The organism is Pseudomonas sp. B2M1-30, assembly GCF_025447575.1.
Classification (GTDB): Bacteria; Pseudomonadota; Gammaproteobacteria; order Pseudomonadales; family Pseudomonadaceae; genus Aquipseudomonas; species Aquipseudomonas botevensis.
In genome coordinates this window covers 84846-101952 of sequence record NZ_JAOEJT010000014.1, presented here as the reverse complement: position 1 = coordinate 101952, position 17107 = coordinate 84846, and the positions used below count along the sequence as shown (strand labels likewise).

17 protein-coding genes are annotated in these 17107 nt (G+C 57.0%); 8 read left to right on the top strand and 9 right to left on the bottom strand.

Features of this window, described 5'->3' with window-relative positions; all coding sequences use genetic code 11:
- The first annotated feature begins 32 nt into the window (after positions 1–32).
- Genes N8H74_RS23745 through N8H74_RS23730 form a run of 4 tightly spaced genes read left to right on the top strand, consistent with a single transcriptional unit; the run spans position 33 to position 2767 of the window.
- Positions 33–464 (top strand): hypothetical protein, encoded by a 432-nt coding sequence (locus N8H74_RS23745; protein WP_262150727.1) that lies wholly within the window; start codon positions 33–35, stop codon positions 462–464.
- Positions 461–826 carry a hypothetical protein gene (locus N8H74_RS23740; RefSeq protein WP_262150725.1) on the top strand — a complete coding sequence of 122 codons (366 nt, stop codon included), beginning with the start codon at positions 461–463 and terminating at the stop codon, positions 824–826. Before N8H74_RS23745 ends, N8H74_RS23740 begins: the two co-directional genes overlap by 4 nt.
- Complete coding sequence (locus tag N8H74_RS23735) at positions 819–2501, top strand: DNA cytosine methyltransferase (RefSeq protein ID WP_262150723.1); 1683 nt, start codon at positions 819–821, stop codon at positions 2499–2501. The genes N8H74_RS23740 and N8H74_RS23735 overlap by 8 nt, the downstream gene beginning before the upstream one ends.
- A complete protein-coding gene (locus tag N8H74_RS23730) occupies positions 2498–2767 on the top strand; it encodes a pyocin activator PrtN family protein (protein ID WP_150592490.1) in 270 nt (89 codons plus the stop codon). Before N8H74_RS23735 ends, N8H74_RS23730 begins: the two co-directional genes overlap by 4 nt.
- 27 nt (positions 2768–2794) lie before the next feature.
- On the opposite strand, the gene N8H74_RS23725 is transcribed toward N8H74_RS23730, so the two are convergent.
- Together N8H74_RS23725 and N8H74_RS23720 are read right to left on the bottom strand one after the other, a co-directional pair.
- A complete protein-coding gene (locus N8H74_RS23725; protein WP_262150720.1) occupies positions 2795–3376 on the bottom strand; it encodes a hypothetical protein in 582 nt (193 codons plus the stop codon).
- A 25-nt stretch (positions 3377–3401) separates the two neighbouring features.
- Complete coding sequence (locus N8H74_RS23720; RefSeq protein ID WP_262150719.1) at positions 3402–4511, bottom strand: site-specific integrase; 1110 nt, start codon at positions 4509–4511, stop codon at positions 3402–3404.
- Between the two features lie 102 nt (positions 4512–4613).
- On the opposite strand from N8H74_RS23720, the gene dusA reads away from it, so the two are divergent.
- Positions 4614–5633 (top strand): tRNA dihydrouridine(20/20a) synthase DusA, encoded by a 1020-nt coding sequence (dusA, locus tag N8H74_RS23715; RefSeq protein WP_262150718.1) that lies wholly within the window; start codon positions 4614–4616, stop codon positions 5631–5633.
- Positions 5634–5676: 43 nt separating this feature from the next.
- Here the strand turns inward: dusA and N8H74_RS23710 are convergent, their stop codons facing one another.
- Positions 5677–6507, bottom strand: a complete 831-nt coding sequence (locus N8H74_RS23710) for an undecaprenyl-diphosphate phosphatase (RefSeq protein WP_262150717.1) — start codon at positions 6505–6507, stop codon at positions 5677–5679.
- A gap of 554 nt (positions 6508–7061) precedes the next feature.
- On the opposite strand from N8H74_RS23710, the gene N8H74_RS23705 reads away from it, so the two are divergent.
- The 3 genes from N8H74_RS23705 (at position 7062) to N8H74_RS23695 (ending at position 10527) form a co-directional block, all read left to right on the top strand.
- A complete protein-coding gene (locus tag N8H74_RS23705; RefSeq protein WP_262150872.1) occupies positions 7062–7799 on the top strand; it encodes a winged helix-turn-helix domain-containing protein in 738 nt (245 codons plus the stop codon).
- Positions 7800–8089: 290 nt separating this feature from the next.
- Complete coding sequence (locus N8H74_RS23700) at positions 8090–8749, top strand: helix-turn-helix domain-containing protein (protein ID WP_262150715.1); 660 nt, start codon at positions 8090–8092, stop codon at positions 8747–8749.
- A 383-nt stretch (positions 8750–9132) separates the two neighbouring features.
- Entirely contained in the window at positions 9133–10527 is a 1395-nt protein-coding gene (locus N8H74_RS23695; protein ID WP_217831589.1) for an undecaprenyl-phosphate glucose phosphotransferase, read from the top strand.
- A gap of 204 nt (positions 10528–10731) precedes the next feature.
- Here N8H74_RS23695 and N8H74_RS23690 read toward each other — a convergent pair whose 3' ends face one another.
- The 6 genes from N8H74_RS23690 to galE all read right to left on the bottom strand — a co-directional run bounded on the left by N8H74_RS23690 (position 10732) and on the right by galE (position 16934).
- Positions 10732–12810, bottom strand: coding sequence for a YjbH domain-containing protein (locus tag N8H74_RS23690; RefSeq protein ID WP_262150713.1), 2079 nt, complete (start codon positions 12808–12810; stop codon positions 10732–10734).
- The gene (locus N8H74_RS23685) at positions 12807–13571 is read right to left on the bottom strand and encodes a capsule biosynthesis GfcC family protein (protein WP_262150711.1); all 765 of its coding nucleotides are present in this window, start codon (positions 13569–13571) and stop codon (positions 12807–12809) included. The genes N8H74_RS23690 and N8H74_RS23685 overlap by 4 nt, the downstream gene beginning before the upstream one ends.
- Positions 13568–14233 (bottom strand): YjbF family lipoprotein, encoded by a 666-nt coding sequence (locus N8H74_RS23680; RefSeq protein ID WP_262150710.1) that lies wholly within the window; start codon positions 14231–14233, stop codon positions 13568–13570. The genes N8H74_RS23685 and N8H74_RS23680 overlap by 4 nt, the downstream gene beginning before the upstream one ends.
- Before the next feature lie 14 nt (positions 14234–14247).
- Entirely contained in the window at positions 14248–15309 is a 1062-nt protein-coding gene (locus tag N8H74_RS23675; RefSeq protein ID WP_225929997.1) for a polysaccharide biosynthesis/export family protein, read from the bottom strand.
- A gap of 144 nt (positions 15310–15453) precedes the next feature.
- Positions 15454–15690, bottom strand: a complete 237-nt coding sequence (locus N8H74_RS23670; protein ID WP_217831584.1) for a hypothetical protein — start codon at positions 15688–15690, stop codon at positions 15454–15456.
- A 227-nt stretch (positions 15691–15917) separates the two neighbouring features.
- Positions 15918–16934, bottom strand: coding sequence for a UDP-glucose 4-epimerase GalE (gene galE, locus N8H74_RS23665; RefSeq protein WP_262150709.1), 1017 nt, complete (start codon positions 16932–16934; stop codon positions 15918–15920).
- Positions 16935–17107 lie beyond the last annotated feature (173 nt).

Sequence of the window (17107 nt, the reverse complement as noted above, 5' to 3'; positions counted from 1 at the left end):
ACCGGTCGATGACATCACCAGGAGCACACCACATGACTGCAATTCAAATCTGCGCGCTGATAGCAATCGTCCTCATGACCGCCGGCATTTACTGGCTCGCCTACCGGAACGGATTCAGCAACGGCCTCACCGAGGGTTATGCAGAAGGCTACAGCGAAGGCATAGCAGTTCAGAGCGCTGACAAATCTGAAGAGATCCGCAACCTCACGCTATCGCTCAAGCAGGTTCAAAACAAACACGAGCAACTCTACGACTTTTACAAACGCGCCGTAGAGGCCTCACAGCTTGGAGAACCTGCACGGATCACCCTGCTGGAGATTGCCGAGAAACTGCGGATCGCAGCCGAGACATTCGCCGCCTTCCGCACGGGCAAAAAGCTCGAACGCGAAACCCGCGTCCTGCGCGACCAGGCGCTCGCCATCGCTGCACTGCTGGAGCCAGCAGATCAGGAGAGCGCCGCATGAGCCAGGCTTACTCCCAATCCCACACACACCGCAACCCGGCTCACGCCTCACCAGCGGCTGATGAGCCAACGCGCAATCGAACCTCGGAGGAAAGCGGCATGCAAAAGGACCAGCACAACACCCAATCCCCGACCGCTTTGCTCCGCGAGAAAGCCAGCGTCGACACACTAGAAACAAACAGCCTCTGCTGCGTAGCAGCAGGCATTATTGCTTCTTCCAGCAGCACCACCGAGGCGCTCATACCCCACGAAAAGCTGCGCGAGGCAGCCACACCCAATGCAACGCTAATCGCTCAGAATCGCCCGCCCGCGCAGCCTGCTGAGGGGTATACGACCACTGAAAAGGAGAACGCCAATGCTTAAGCGCGCTCTCAACCACTTCCACATGTGCTGTGGCCTGGGCGGTGGTGCCAAAGGCTTCAACCGAGCCAAGCCTATCGTTGGACACATCCAAGCCGAGTGGCGATGCATTGGTGGCGTGGACGTAGATCCGGCCGGCCTACGCGACTTCGAGCGACTGTCCGGCGTTCCTGGCACGCTGATGGATCTGTTCACGCGCGATCAGTACACCCGATTCCACAGCAAAGAGCCGCCCATGGGATGGGTCGAAGCCAGTGCCGACGATCTGCGCCGCGCCGCGAACAACGAGCGCCCTGATGCCGTGTTCATCTCCAGTCCATGCAAAGGCGCTTCAGGGCTGCTGTCGGAGACCATGAGCTTGACGCCGAAGTACCAAGCCCTGAACGAGTTGACGTTGCGATGCATCTGGCTGATGTGTGAAGCATGGAAGGACGATCCAGTATCACTGATCGTCTTCGAGAACGTGCCGCGTCTGGCCACTCGCGGCCGGCACCTGCTCGACCAAATCAACAAGCTGCTCAACCATTACGGTTATGCCGTGGCCGAGACGACACATGACTGCGGTGTCATTGGCGGTTTGGCGCAGAGCCGCAAGCGCTTCTTACTGGTTGCTCGTCACGTCGAGAAAGTGCCACCGTTTCTTTACGAACCGGAGAAAAAGACATTGCAGTCTGTCGGCTCAATTCTGGGCCGTATGCCTCTCGCTGGCGATATCAACGCCGCCGGACCAATGCACCGAGTTCCAGCTCTCCAGTGGAAAACGTGGGTTCGTCTTGCTTTGGTAGAAGCCGGCAAGGACTGGCGTAGCCTGAACGACTTAGTCATCGAGGACGGCTATCTGCGTGACCTGGTGATCGTGCCTGGATACCGCGCCGGCTATATGGGCGTACATGACTGGTGCGACACGCCTGGCACTATCGCTGGCCGCTCAAGCCCAACAAATGGTGCGTTCTCGGTCGCAGATCCCCGCGCAAAAACCGGAGCCCTCCAGTACCAGCAATATGGCGTTCGCCGCTGGGACGAAACCACGGGGGCGATCATCGGTGTGAAATCGCCCGGGCAAGGGACTTTTAGCGTCGCAGATCCACGGCCGAACTGGAAACGGCACAGCAACAACTTGACTGTCATGAGGTTTGATCGCCACAGCTCCACCATCATTGCCGGAGGAAAGGGCGTCCAGGTTGGACAACTATCGATCGCTGATCCTCGTCCAGGAATGAAACGACAGAAAGGCGATGCCTACCTGACCGGGGGGCACTACGGCGTTGTTGGTTGGGGGAATCAAGCGGGCGCAGTGTCAGCAAGCGCTCGCCAAGACAACGGCAGGTGGTCAGTTGCGGATCCCCGCATGCCGGCGGCGGATGATCGACTGACCTGCGTGATCGAAAGCCTTGACGGCACTTGGCACCGGCCATTTACCACACTGGAACTGGCTGCACTGCAGAGTCTGGTCGAGCCGGAAGAACAGTTCGAGCTGGATGGCCTCAGTGATCAAGCATGGCGCGAGCGGATCGGCAATGCAGTACCGCCGGCCGCAGCGGAGGCCATCGCACACGTTATGGGAACCACTCTTTTACTGGCCGAGGCCGGTGAGACTTTTATGCTCCATAACATGCCGGTCTGGGTGCGCCCAGTTGCCGTCGGACTGAGTGTGAGCGAGATGGAGGCAGCAGCATGAACACACTTTTTTTGCTGATGGCTCAGTACAACGGACAAGCTGTAATTCCACTCGACCGAGTGTGCGTTGACTACATGCATTTAACCGTGGAAAAGTTCAAACGCAAAAGACTTGATGGTGAAATTGACATCCCAGTTGTTCGTTTAGGGGCAGACACTCAGAAGGCAGCGCTTGGAGTCCACCTAAAAGACCTCGCTGACTACATTGACCGCCAACGAGAAAAGGCAACTAAGGAGCAGAACCAGCTAATGGGAAGAGCGGCATAACAAAAGGGGCGTCCGCCCCTTTTTTCCTTATCGACAATCAATAAAATCTCGACCTCGATGCTTATTTATAAAATCGCTATACCTACCAGTCATGAAGTTTTGCCTAGCCAGCGAATTTATCATTGAGAATATTGCTTTCGCGGTATTATATTTCCTGACAGCTTCTGTATTAGAGCACATGGGGTTATCGTATAAATTGACTCCCAAATCAGTAAACTGGGCTATCAAACGTTCAATTTTATCTTCCGCGTCCTTAGCACGCTGCTCCTTACTAAGCATCACAGCCTGTTGCTGAAGACCATCGACCGCAATGGCTAAAGCGCTTTCTTTTGATTCGAGAAGAGCATTACGCTTGTCTACCTCTTGCTCACGACGCGCCACAACAGCAATGCGTTCTTTTAGATCATATTCTGTCTTAATCTGCTGCACTTTGAACTCTGACTTCTCAGCTTCAAAGGCTTGGACCTGCTGAGACAACTCCTGCCTCTTTTCTGCCAGATCGCGAAAGCCATCTACCAAATAATAAACCCCACTCGCAAAGGTAATAACCAAAACGACCAAAGCTATTAAATTTTTCGTCAATAATTCGACCAGCTCCTTCACACCCACATTAAACGCCTCTTAACAATGAAAACTACAACACTGCCAAATTCTTATTAAACAGTTTTTTTAGCCACGGCCATTGAGCATATTGATCCCCTCTTCCACGCAGATGCGTATATCTTCGTAAAGAATTCCAATCTCGATGACCAGATACACTCGAAACCCTCGGAATATCCCAATCCATCTCGAACAAACGGCTCACCCCTTCATGCCTTAAATCATGGAAGTGCAAGTCCTCAATCCCCAGCAACGGGCATGCCCGCGTGAACGATGCGGATACCGACCTGGAGTTGTACGGAAAGATCTCCCGCTCAGTCCTGGGCATGCTCTGCAGGATCGCCCAGGCCTCATCCGGCAAATGGCACCACACATTGTTGCCGATCTTCTGCCCGGGGTTCTTCATGTCACGCACCAGGACGGCCTGACGAGACTCGTCAAGGTCATCCCAGCGAATCCGCGTGATCTCCTCCTGCCGGCGCGTCGAGAAAAGCGCGAAGGCAATCATCTTCGGCATATTGATCGACTCAGGGCGACGAAGCTGCATTTCGAAAAAATGCTCCATCAACTTGTCCAACTCGTCGAGCGTCGGTCGACGGTTGCGCTCCTTGCTCTTGCTGACCATGCCCAGCTTGCGCAACACCTTGCGCGCATCCGGCATGGCCAACGGATCCACCTCGTAGCCCCAAGCCGGCCGCGCTACAGACAAGACTGCCCCCAGGTGCGAGAGATCATTACCGACCGTCTGCGCCTGAACACTGCCGCCCTCTTTACTTATCCGCCACTGTGCGAATTCCACCAGTTTCTGACTGGTCAAAGCCGAGTCGTCAAGGTCGCCCAACCAGGTATCCTTGATCGCCTTCAACGTCGCGTTCTTGGTCTTGCCCAGCGGCCGGATCTTTTCGTACTCGTCCAGGTACTGCTCGATCATCTTCCTGATCGTCACACCCTTACGGTTTGCGCGCTCAATCGCACCCGGTTCAGCCAGCTCCGTCTCACGCCGTTTGATCCAAGCCTGGGCGACCTGCTTTCGGTCGAAGGTTTGGCTTTCCTGATAAACTGTGCGCCCGTCCCGATTGATCCGTATCTGCGCCGTATAGGCCGTCGAGTTGTCCTTGCGCTTGCGTGATGTGATCGTGCCCATTTCCAGTTGCTACATTGCCGAGTTCGCTTGCTACATTGTAGCAAGCGACTTCAGAAAACAAGGAAAAATGGGTAAAAACCGCTGTATAAAAGATCAGTATCAATGAATTTCGAAAAACCTGAAGCGCCCGTAAATACTAGCCATACCCGTTCCGAGCCGTCTCGCCGCTTCAGTGTGGCGCCGATGATGGATTGGACAGACCGCCACTGCCGCTACTTCCTGCGCCTGCTGTCGAAAAACGCCCTGCTCTACACCGAAATGGTCACCACCGGCGCTCTGCTCAATGGCGATCACGAACGCTTCCTGCGTCATAACGAGGCCGAGCACCCGCTGGCATTGCAATTGGGCGGCAGCGTTCCGCTGGATCTGGCGGCCTGTGCGCGGATGGCCCAGGAGCATGGTTACGACGAGGTGAATCTGAACGTCGGCTGCCCGAGCGATCGGGTGCAGAACAATATGATCGGTGCGTGCCTGATGGGGCATCCGCAGTTGGTGGCCGATTGTGTGAAGGCGATGCGGGATGCGGTGTCGATTCCGGTGACGGTGAAGCATCGCATCGGGATCAACGGGCGCGACAGTTATGCCGAGCTGTGCGATTTCGTCGGCACGGTGCGGGATGCCGGGTGTACCAGTTTTACCGTGCATGCGCGGATTGCGATTCTGGAGGGTTTGTCGCCGAAGGAGAACCGTGACATTCCGCCGCTGCGTTATGACGTGGCGGCGCAGTTAAAGGCGGACTTTCCAGAGCTGGAGATCATTCTCAACGGCGGGATCAAGACCATGGAGGCCTGCCACGAGCATTTGCAGACCTTCGATGGCGTGATGCTGGGGCGCGAGGCGTATCACAATCCGTATCTGCTGGCCGAGGTGGATCAGCAGTTGTTCGGCAGCACCGCGCCGGTGATCAGCCGGGCCGAGGCGTTGGCGCAGTTGCGACCTTACATTGCCGAGCATTTGCTGGCCGGGGGCGCGATGCATCACATCACCCGACATGTACTGGGGCTGGGCACCGGGTTTCCGGGGGCGCGCAAGTTTCGCCAGTTGTTGTCGGTGGATATCCACAAGGCCAAGGATCCGTTGGCGCTGCTGGATCAGGCCGCTCAATTGCTTGAGGGCCGTTGAAGATAAGGCAGCCAGGCGGCCTGCGCCGCCTGGCATAAAAAGGTCAGGCGGCCGCAGCCGTCCAGTTGACCCAGCCGAAGATCCAGGTCGCCAGGATCAACAAGCCGAACGCAATCCGATACCAGGCAAAAGCGGCGTAGCTGTGGTTCGCAATGAACTTCAGCAAACCGCGCACGGCGATCATCGCGAAGATAAACGCAATCACGAAGCCCAGGGCGAACACCGGCAAGTCGCTGGACTCGAACAGTTCGCGGTATTTGTAGCCTGAATACACGGCGGCGCCGACCATGGTGGGCATCGCCAGGAAGAACGAAAACTCCGTGGCGGCCTTGCGCGACAATCCAAACAGCAAACCGCCGATGATGGTCGAGCCGGAGCGCGATGTGCCCGGAATCATCGCCAGACACTGTACGAAACCGATCTTCAGCGCGTCGGACCAATGCATGTCGTCGACATGGTCGACACTCACCACATGATCCCGCCGCTCCGCCCACAACATCACGATGCCGCCCACGACCAATGCGACGGCGACGGTGATGGGGTTGAACAGATAATGATGAATCGCATCGGCAAACAGCACGCCCAACACGACGGCCGGAAGAAAGGCAATCAACAGGTTCGCCGTGAAACGTTGCGCGTTGCGTTGAGTCGGCAAGCCTTTGACGATTTCGAAGATCTTCGGCCGAAACTCCCACACGACGGCCAGAATCGCGCCCAGTTGAATAATGATGTTGAACGCCATGGCGCGTTCACCGCCGAACGCCAGCAAGTCTGCAACGATGATCTGGTGACCCGTACTGGAGATGGGCAAAAACTCGGTAAGGCCTTCAACCGCACCCAATATCAACACCTGGAAAAAGGTCCAGAAATCCATTAATCCTCCGTCAGACCGCTCCTGGAGAGCGCCCGGTTAACTGCACTCGGAATTGAGCATCTGAAGTAGAACAATCGGCATATCCACACCCATTGCCTGACTCGGGGACGGAGAATATGTCTTATTAAAAGACACACTCAAGCCATGTTAATAATCGTCCGGCTACGAACTTCCTGAAAAATATTTAGGGCCTCGGTAGAAAATAATTTCATCACTCCATAAAATGTGATCCGTCTCACACTATCGGGCATCTGCAGAAAAAAACGGAAGCCATGAGATGAACTCATGACCCGGAAAACAGTGGCAAAGGGACATTAATTATTCAGTCGCCATAGATTCAAAATAGTGGCACAATTTCATATTGCCACCATCTAAACCGCTCTATTCCGCTAGTTCAGAGCACCGAGAAAAGCAACTAAAAGCTTGAAAAGCTTAATTATTGTTAGAAAACTCGGGAGCCAAGTCTAAAAACCGCGTAAATGTTACCAATTGTCAGTCACAGATGAGAACCGGTGCTTTAACATCCCGATGTCAGCACTTTTTCGAGTCAATGCATAATGCTCACAGGGAACTTAGCGACTAGCCGCCAGCAGCGGATAAGCGACGAGCCGGGTGTTCTCACTCTGGGTCGTACCCGTGGCGTGGCCGAACACTTTAGTGCGCTGGTCGCCAGACATTTGCGGACCGATATTGCCCTTGAGGCAGATACCTACACTAGTTCATACAAGAATGAATTCCCTGGTTCGTATCGGGCCATATTCATTGTCATCGACAGCCCTCAGGCACTCGAAGACAACCTGGCGCTGGTGGAAAACCTGCGCGCCGACAACTTGAAACCGATCATTTGTGCCGTGATCACGGGACGTGGCGCCTTCAACAAGATCAAGTACTTTCTTGCCGGCGCCGATTTCTGTATCAAGTTCAATACAGTTTCCGACGAAGGCTCTGAGTTGCTCGCCGAATTCTTCAACAGCGAAGAATGGCAACGAGATATCAATCTGATGCTGGATCCCACCCGCATCTGCCTGTCGGACACCAGCAGGAAACTGGACATATCTTTTGCCGAGATGAAGATTCTGGAAGCGTTCGCGCAGACCGGCAATCACATCCTCAGTCACGACGAAATCGCCAGCATCATGGGCCTCAACAGCAATTTCTATGATCCCCGGGCGCTGGAAAAATCGATAAGCCGCTTGCGTGGAAAAATCAAGGACGTGTACGGTACGAACGCCATCCAGAGCATTCGCGGGTATGGCTATCGTCTGATGAGGGGGTTGATTTCAACCGCCTGAATCAGGAAGGCAATCTTTTGCAGCATACGAGGGAACGTCTGATGCAACGCTATAAAGATCCGATATCTCACAGTGTTACTTACATCACATATTTAATAATAAGCAGTCAATTGCATGAGCGCTGCAACACTTAAACATAACAATAAATCATTACTCTAACAGCAGACCGAGTGGAACTTATCGAGGGCCATCTTTGGGTCCAGACCCTGCCTATCGATTGATTCCGAGGAAATCATTGCTCGACTGCCGATTATCTTTTAGCCAAATTTGGTGTGTTTTAGGAGAGAGACATGGAAACTAGTACAACCCTCCCAAGGAAATACTTTGTTGTCGTGACCAACAACTCAGCGTCGCAACGTGAACTCGAGAGTATTCTTTCCAGCGAGCGTTTCAATTCGTTCGGCACGTCCCAGGCACAAATGTTCATTGAAGGTGTTGCTTCGCCCTCTTCCACTCCGATGCTGATGGAATTCACTTACCCACGCGGCACAAGGAAGCCTGTCGCACACAGCATCGAACATGATACCCAGAGAATATTGGCCACCCTCGAGTCCGAATGGCTGGCAGCGCAATCGGCAAATCCATTCCACAGTTCCACAGCCATCACCGGAGAACCCGGCGCCACTTCCCGAACCCTCGAATGCGACACGCCCTGCACAGATGCCTGGCATCTGGACAATGATCAGGGCGCACTGACCAAAGAAGGCGTCGAGATCAGTCTCACTGGGCTCGAAACTGCGCTGGTCAGGAAAATGCTGCACCATGAAGAGCGGGTTGTCAGCCGGGATGAACTGATCCTCAGCATCGGCAGAGAACCGGAACAATATCGCGGACTGGAAATGTGCCTGAGTCGCCTGCAAGACAAATTCAAAAGCGCCAGCAATGGTGAGCGACTGTTTCGTGCCGTGCGCAATCGCGGTTATTGCCTGATCCAGGAAGTCGTCGCGTAATACGCACGCCTGCCAGACAAACAGAAAAAAGTGCGATTACAAAAACAACAAGAGCACTCTGTTTGGTTTCATCCCTCCCTGATTAAAGTCTGTCGCCCCGACCCCTCCTACAGTATCAAACACAACATAAATAATTCACCCCCTTCTATTTGACCTTTTCTAACGCCCACTCTATTTACAATTTAGATAGTTGGCACTGTGCCATCTTTGTTAGAACTCGTCAGCACAGCAATTCCATCGATAACTTAGTCTATTGACTGACGACAGTTCGGCATATCGACGTTGTTACCTCAGAACACTCGCACCAACAAAAACAATAAGTCTGTTTAACAACTCGGATTTCAACTGTTGAAACCTGAATGGACGTCTTTTGGGGATATCGTATGGATCTTACTCTTCGTATCAATCGAAACACCGGCCTCAAGGGACTGACCTTTTGGGGCCAATGGGCGCTGGCGCAAGGCTTTATTGTTTCGCTGTTGTTCATACTTGCCGAGCAACACACCGGGACCGTCGCGTTCTATTACCGGATGTGCGCGACGCTGGCGGTACTGGCTTCGGTTCCGGCTTACACCTTCAGCGGCGTGTATCGAAAAAGAGACAACTACGTGACAGGACTGGGACGTCTGTTCATGGGCTGGTCCATGACCATGGCGGCGCTGGCGTGCATCGCGTTCGTGTGCAAGGCCGATGAGCTGTTTTCACGGCAGGTGATCCTGAGCTGGGCGGTGTATGGTTTCCTCGGTCAGGCCTTCCTGTACGCGCCGCTGCATGCATTCTCGAAGTACTACCAGCGCTCGCGTAAAAGCGAGCACAAGACCCTGATCGTCGGCACTGGCGAACTGGCACTGGGGCTGGCGAAGAAGTTGAGTCAGCTGGAAAACCTGCCGCTGGTGGGTCTGGTCAGCAACGGTACGAAACCGTCCCTGGAGGCTGACGCACCGCGCGTCGTCGGCGACCAGGAAGATCTGCTGGCGCTGATCCAGACCTACGACATCCGTCGCCTGTACATCACCCTGCCCCTGTCGGAAGCGGCAAAGATCGAAGCGATGTACGTCGATCTGCTGGGCGCCAACGTTGACGTGGTGTGGGTGCCGGACCTGAACAGCCTGACGCTGCTCAATCATTCGGTGAAAGTCGTGGACGGCCTGCCGGCGATCTACCTCAACGAAAGCCCGCTGACCAGCCGCCCTACCGCTGCACTGAGCAAAAGCCTGGTGGAGAAGATCGTCGCGCTGCTGGCGATCATACTGTTGAGCCCGGTGCTGCTGGCTGTCGCGCTGGCGGTGAAACTCAGCTCGGCCGGCCCGGTGTTCTTCAAGCAGGATCGCCACGGCTGGAACGGCAAGGTCATCAAGGTCTGGAAGTTCCGCTCGATGCGTGTTCACGATGACCGCGAGGTCAAGCAGGCCAGCCGCAACGACTCGCGCATTACCGCCGTCGGACGCTTTATCCGCCGGACCTCGCTGGACGAACTGCCGCAGCTGTTCAACGTGTTGCAAGGGCATATGGCGCTGGTCGGCCCGCGTCCTCACGCCGTTGCGCACAACAACTACTACTCGGGGAAAATTCTCGCCTACATGGCGCGTCACCGAATCAAACCGGGCATCACCGGCCTGGCACAGATCAGCGGCTGCCGTGGCGAGACCGACACCCTCGACAAGATGCAGAAGCGCGTGGAAATCGACCTGAAGTACATCAACAACTGGTCGTTGTGGCTGGATCTGAAGATCCTGGTGAAGACGCCGTTTACCCTGCTGTCGAAAGACATCTACTGATGGGCTAGCACTGCAAAAGGCAATACCGCAAAGGGGACGCAAGTCCCCTTTTTTGTGGGCGGGATTCGGCGAGGCGACTGACCGGACAACACCTGTGGGAGCGAGCGTGCCCGCGAAGGCGTCAGGTCAGTCAACATTGAAGTGGCTGACCCACCGCGTTCTCGAGCAAGCCCGCACCCATCGGGATGTTTTGCGGTTACAGGCTTACTCGGTGATCTTCCCGAAGTTGCGGTAGAACATGTCGTCATCACGACTGTCGGTCATCGAGTGCAGTTGATAGGCGCGATTGAGTCGAGCGCCACCGTCGCGGGTCAGCGGTGCCCAGACGAGGTTGGCGCGGCGCATGGTCGACATGCTCATCAGTTCGTCGAACGGGATGGACAGGTAGAGCCCTTTGTCGAAACTACCTTCGCCGTATTCGGCGCTGGAGGCGGTGGTCATCGTCGCCCAGGCGCCAAAACGCACGCCGTTGGAAAACTCCCGGGAAATGTCGACCGTCGCGCCCCAGTCACCGGCCAGATAGCGCCCGACGCTGACCGCCGCGAGGGTGTCATAGGGTAAATCGGTGTAGCCGGTGATATGCCCGGTCACTACCGAGTAGTCCTGCAGACCGAAGCCCTGGTCGAAATCGCGCTTGCGCGCGTAGTTCAGATCCGCCCCCACCGCCCAGCGCTGGCCGGTCGGACGAAACAGCACCTCGCCCCCTACTCCGGCAAACATCGACTCCAGATAACCGCCGTAGACCATGCCATACAGGTCCTTGTCCAACTGTTCGGCGTGGCTGACCTGGAACAACGGCATGGTGACTTCGGAGGTGGTCAGGTACTGGCGCAGATCCGTACGCACGCGGGGCAAGCCGCTGGGTGCGTCGTAGCCGAATTTGTCGAAGTTGTTGATCAGGTTGGCGCTGAGCAAGCCGCTCCACCAGGTGTTGCGGTTGAACCGGTATTCGGCGTCCGCATCGGCGCTGAGTTGATAGAGAAAACCATCCGGACCGCCGACGTTCTGTTTGAAGCCCAGGCCGATGCCGTGGCTGAAGTGCTGCGGCGCCTCGGTGTAGAGCGTGGTTTCGTTGTGCGGCATCGCCGGGTTGACTTCGGTGGTACGGTGCAGCGATTGCAGCGGTTCTTCATTGTTGATGACTTCGCGGAACGTCTGGCGCGGCACGCTGGTTTCTTCCAGCGGCAGGTCGTAGCGCTTGTTGACCACGGTGAACCAGTCGATGTCGTCGTTGACGCTGTTGTCGAGAATCCGGCTGGCACGCCCCACGGCCTTGGCCGAATGGAAATAACGCTGCTGCTCGCCGTACACGATCAACTCGGAACCGCGCTGGCTGATGCGCTCGACCTTGTAGCCGGCATTCTGCTGCAAGCGTTGCGAAACCTCGGGCCAGTTCACCTGATCCATCGCGGTAACGGGCGCCTTCGCCGGCAGCGATTCGGCCGGTGGATCGAAGGTCTTGGCCGGGGCCTTGCGACTGACGAAATTGGTGTGGAAGGTGACGCCGAACATCGCCGTGTTGCCGCGCTCCCACGCGGCGCTGACGTCGATCGAATCGGTCACCTTGAACACCGCGCCAAGGTTGATCGGCGAATCCTGCTCGATTACGTTGTCCTTCGGCTCGTGTTTGTAATCGTTGCCTTCGTATTCGAGTTTCAGGCTGAGTCGGTCCCAGGGTGTCTGGTAGCTCACGCCGCCGAAAAATGACGGACTGCCACGGAAGTACGAGCCGGCGTTGACGTCACCGGTGCCTTCGAGATTCGGTCGCGTGTTGAAGCGATCCGAAGCCCACCCCAGCGGGTTGTCGACGTCGCCACGATTGCCGATGTAGCCCCAGGCAATGCCGGCGCTGAAATCGAAATTGTCATAGCGCTTGTTGGCCACCAGGAATTCACTGGAGAACAAACCCGTACCGCCGACGTCCCGGAAGCCCAGGGCCACTTCCGGCGCCCAGTGACTCTCCTCCCACAGGCGAGCCTTGACGTCGACCGCCTTGTCCTTATAGCTCTGGCTGCCGCTGAGGGCCTCGGAGCCGTAGGGCCGGTTGGTGATCGCGGTGTAGCGAAACGAGCCTTCGAGCCAGTCCAGCGGCTGCAACGACACGCTGTAACGGCTGTAGGGTTCGGTGCGGTTGGCGTTGACGCTCAACTCGCCGGCCGGGGCCATGCGCGCCGTCGGCGTCTGCAACAGCCCGGTGCCACCGAAGTCATTTTGAGTAATGCGCGGCTCCGCATGAACCAGACCGCACGGCAACAGAAATACAGCTGCAAAACGTAAATTCAACGAACCACCTCAGCCAGCTGCGTGGCAATGAATTCGGCCAACTGCTGATTCAGTTCAGGGATCGGCGGGTCCAGATCATCGTTTTTCAACGGCACCAGAATCTTGCTGCCGGCGACCGGCAGATGCCCGCTCTCGCGGTTCCAGTGAGCGATGCCGATCCGCCGGGAGACACCATTGGGCTGGATCAGCCACAGGTAATCGGCGTCGGCATCACTCTCCAGCAACGTGCAGCCTTGCAGGTATTCACGGGCCTCCTGCAACGGCTGGTAAGGCAAGCGGCACGGCTCGGCGACTGCGCCCAGCACCTCGACCTCGTCGACTCGCTTCGGGTAGATCAGGCGATCGCCATCGTCCAGACGAATATTGCGGGCGAAGCCGACTTCCAGTGCGACCGGGTCCAGATCGGCGATCTGCCGCCCGGTGACCGGCATCTGCCGCACGTCCTCGGACATGCGCACGGCCAGGGCGGCCCGGCTCGGTCGGTCGAACAACGAGGACAGGCGATGCAACACATCGAGGTCGAACAGCACGCCAGCCTTGAGCCGGGTCTGTTCCTCCAGCAGCGACTGGCGCAGCAATACCCCCGCCAGCCAATAACCTTCGGCATTCGGCACCGCCTCGCCGATCACGTCCAGCAGGCGCCCGCCGGCCGGCAATTCGACCGGGCCGGGATTGGCAACATCACCGGTGACGGTAACCGCCGCCTGACTCGCCGCGCTGAGCAACAGCAGGCACGCGGATAACGTGCGCAGGCGCTTCATGGCACATGCCTGCGATCGGGGGTCAGTTGCACGATCTTCACCCGCAGTTGCGAGGTCAGTTGCTGTTCGCTCTGCACAATGAAACCGTCAACCGGATCGACCCAGTAACGATTGGTCGCCCGCAGGCCAATGGCCGGGACGTCGATGCGCTCATCGACACGCAACACGGCGTATTCCTTGTTGAGGATTTCGAGGGTTTCCATGGATTTGCGCGAGAAGCGGCTGTGTACGATCAGCCCGACTTCCTGGCCCTTGTAGAGATCGATCCAGCGTTGGCTGGTGTAGCCATCGGTGACCTGGTGCAAGCCGCGCTTGAACGGCGCGGCGTCGGACAGCCGCGTGCCGTCCAGATCACCCTCGGTGCCCAGGCCGATGCTGCGCACCGCCAAGCCGTCGCGCAGCAGCAGCACTTGCTTGCCGGCGGCGACCCAGAACTGCAGGTCTTCGCGCTCGCGCACCAGCGCCAGCACCCCGGAGCCGGACGGCGTGGTCAGTTTGATTTGCGGATAACGCACCTCGGCGACCTGGGCCGCCGTCACTTCCAGGTCATCCGGCCCGGTCACCGCCGATTTGAGGTTGGTCACAGAGGCGACCATCAGCGGGTTGCAGCCGCACAGCAACGAGGCCGCCATCAGGCAGACGCCAACTTTCAACGTTTTCACAGTCGGGCCTGGCCTTATTTGCTGTTGTTACTGAATTCGCTCCAGTTCTTCGCAGCGGAAGCACCGGTCCCGACAATCGATGCCGACGGCACCAGTTGACTGATGAGGCGGTTCCAGCGAGTCACGTTGGCAGGCCCGACATACACCACGTCCTGGGGCCGCACTTCGAAGTGGGTGGCCAGGACCATGGCGGTCGGCGATTCGGCTTCCAGTTGATAGACCTTCGCCGGTTCGACATCGAGGTTTTCAACGCCCCGGATCACGTACACGGCGTTGCCGTTGGCGGTGGTCTGGCTCAATCCGCCGACCGACCCGAGGACATCGGAGAGGTTCATGGTCGCGGTCTTGAAGCTCAGCGCGCGGGGCTGATTGACCTCGCCCATGACGTAAATGCGCTTGTTGTCGTTGTACGGCAGATACAACTGATCGCCCCCCTTGAGGTAGACGTTCTGCAACTCGGAATCCTGCTGATTGAGGGTATCGAGATTGAGCGGGTACACCCGTCCGTTGCGCGTCAGCAGCAGGCCGGACAAGTCGGCATTGTTGGTATCGATGCCGGCCGAACCAAGGGCCTCGACCACGCTCAGCGGGTTGGTGGAAATGGCTTGCGGGCCGGCCTTCGCCACAGCGCCGGTGACCACGACTTTCTGGCTGGCGAAACGCAACACGGCGACATCCACCTGCGGCTCGGCGATGAACGCCGACAGACGCTGTTCGATGTCCGAGCGCAGTTGCTGGATGGTCCGGCCGGCGGCCTGGACTTCCTTGATGAACGGGTAGTAAAGCGTGCCATCGGAACGCACCAGACGGCCGTTGGCATCGATCTGCTGTTGCGCGCCCGACGGCGCCGTCAGTTCGGGGTGATCCCAGACGGTGATGTACAACACGTCGTTCCTGCCGATGCGGTACTCGGCGGGCGTCTCCAGCAACTCGGCGGGCACCGACTCACGCTTGGCGGTGGCGCGGTTCATGGAGATCAGCTTGGGGGTGATCGGGATCAGCTCGACCCGGCTGCTTTCACTGGCGCCCTGGCGGGTGATGCTACTGGTGCTCAGGTACTGGCCGGGGGAAAACATGCAACCTTGCAAAGCGATACTTGCCAACATTAAAAGATAAAAACTACGAGTCATAATGGCACTACGCTATTCAAGGGCGAATCCAAAAACAAAGTCACCCGACTTTCGTCGGGCGACCTTGTACTGCACCAACAGTTGTTTCAGTTAGTTGTGTGTGCCGGTTGTGCCAGTAGTACCTGTCGTACCGGTGGTACCGCCGTTGGCACTTCCACCACTGTTGGACGCCGCTACGGCACTGGCGACCATTGCAGTACTGGCTGCGGGCGCCGACGAGGCCGCCACACTTCCCACTACATTGGTCACCGCTGTAAGCGGCGCTTCAGCTGCGGATGCCCAGTTGCTCAACATCGTCAACAGAGCAATCGCCATCACTTTTTTCATATCAACTCCTTTCTAACATCCGACTTATAACATCGGGTCTTCCGTTAGAGGTGGTAGAGTTCAAGTCGCAAAAAACGCGACAAGATCCGCTATTCATTAACAGCACTACCTGCCTGTTAATGTCCAACGGCGGGTTTATATCTACGGACTTGTAAAAGTCATTACCAGCGTATTTTCCCGACGATATCTAACAACCTGACTGAAACTAACATCGGGCCAAAATGACATCACTCGAGATAGCCCCGGGGATGGTTCGATTGCCAGCGCCAGGTGTCGGTCATCATTTGCTGCAGATTGCGCGTGGCCTTCCAGCCCAGCTCCTTTTCAGCCTTGGAAGCGTCGGCCCAGCTCTCGGCGATATCCCCCGAACGGCGCGGCATTACCCGATACGGCACCGGTTGCCCGCACGCCTGCTCGAACGCCCGCAGCACTTGCATCACGCTGTAGCCATCGCCGGTGCCGAGGTTCCAGGTATGAATGCCGGTGCGGCCAACAATGGACTGCAACGCCTTCAGATGCCCGTCAGCGAGGTCGACAACGTGAATGTAATCGCGCACGCCGGTGCCGTCGACGGTGGGGTAATCGTTGCCAAAGATCGACAGTTCCTGAAGGCTGCCGACCGCTACCTGACTGATGTAGGGCACCAGGTTATTCGGGATACCGCTGGGGTCCTCGCCCATGTGGCCGCTGTCGTGGGCACCGATCGGGTTGAAGTAACGCAACAGCGCGATGCTCCAGCGCGGCTCGGCCTTGCCCAGGTCGCGCAGGACGTTTTCGACGATCAGCTTGGATTGCCCATAGGGATTGGTCGGAATGCCCGTCGGAAAATCCTCGCTGATCGGCATCTGCGCCGGCTCGCCGTAGACCGTGGCCGACGAACTGAAGACCAGACGAAAAACACCCGCCGCCGCCATCGCCTGGCACAGCGCGATGCTGCCGCCGACGTTGGTTTCGTAATACTCAAGCGGCTTGCGCACGCTCTCGCCGACGGCCTTGAGCCCGGCGAAATGCAGCACCGCGTCAATCGCGTGCTCCTCGAAGATCCGATCCAGCAGCGCCCGGTCACACACGTCGCCGCGAATCATCAGCGCACTTTTGCCGCAAATGGCTTCCACGGCGTGCAGGGCCGCATCGCTGCTGTTGCAAAGATTATCCAGAACAACGACTTCATAGCCTGCTTCAAGCAGCGCAAGTGTGGTGTGCGAGCCGATATATCCGGCTCCACCCGTTACCAGAATCTTCATAGCGCGGTCCATGGTGGGTAAAAGTGCCAACTAACGTGTCAAGCCCCACTTATTGAATATGTGTCATGACGCACACAAACAGGCTCGACAACAACTCAAAACAAAAACAGTTCAACCACTGGCAATAAATATTTTTGCAGGCCAAACTGTATTGCCTGGTACTTATTAGCACT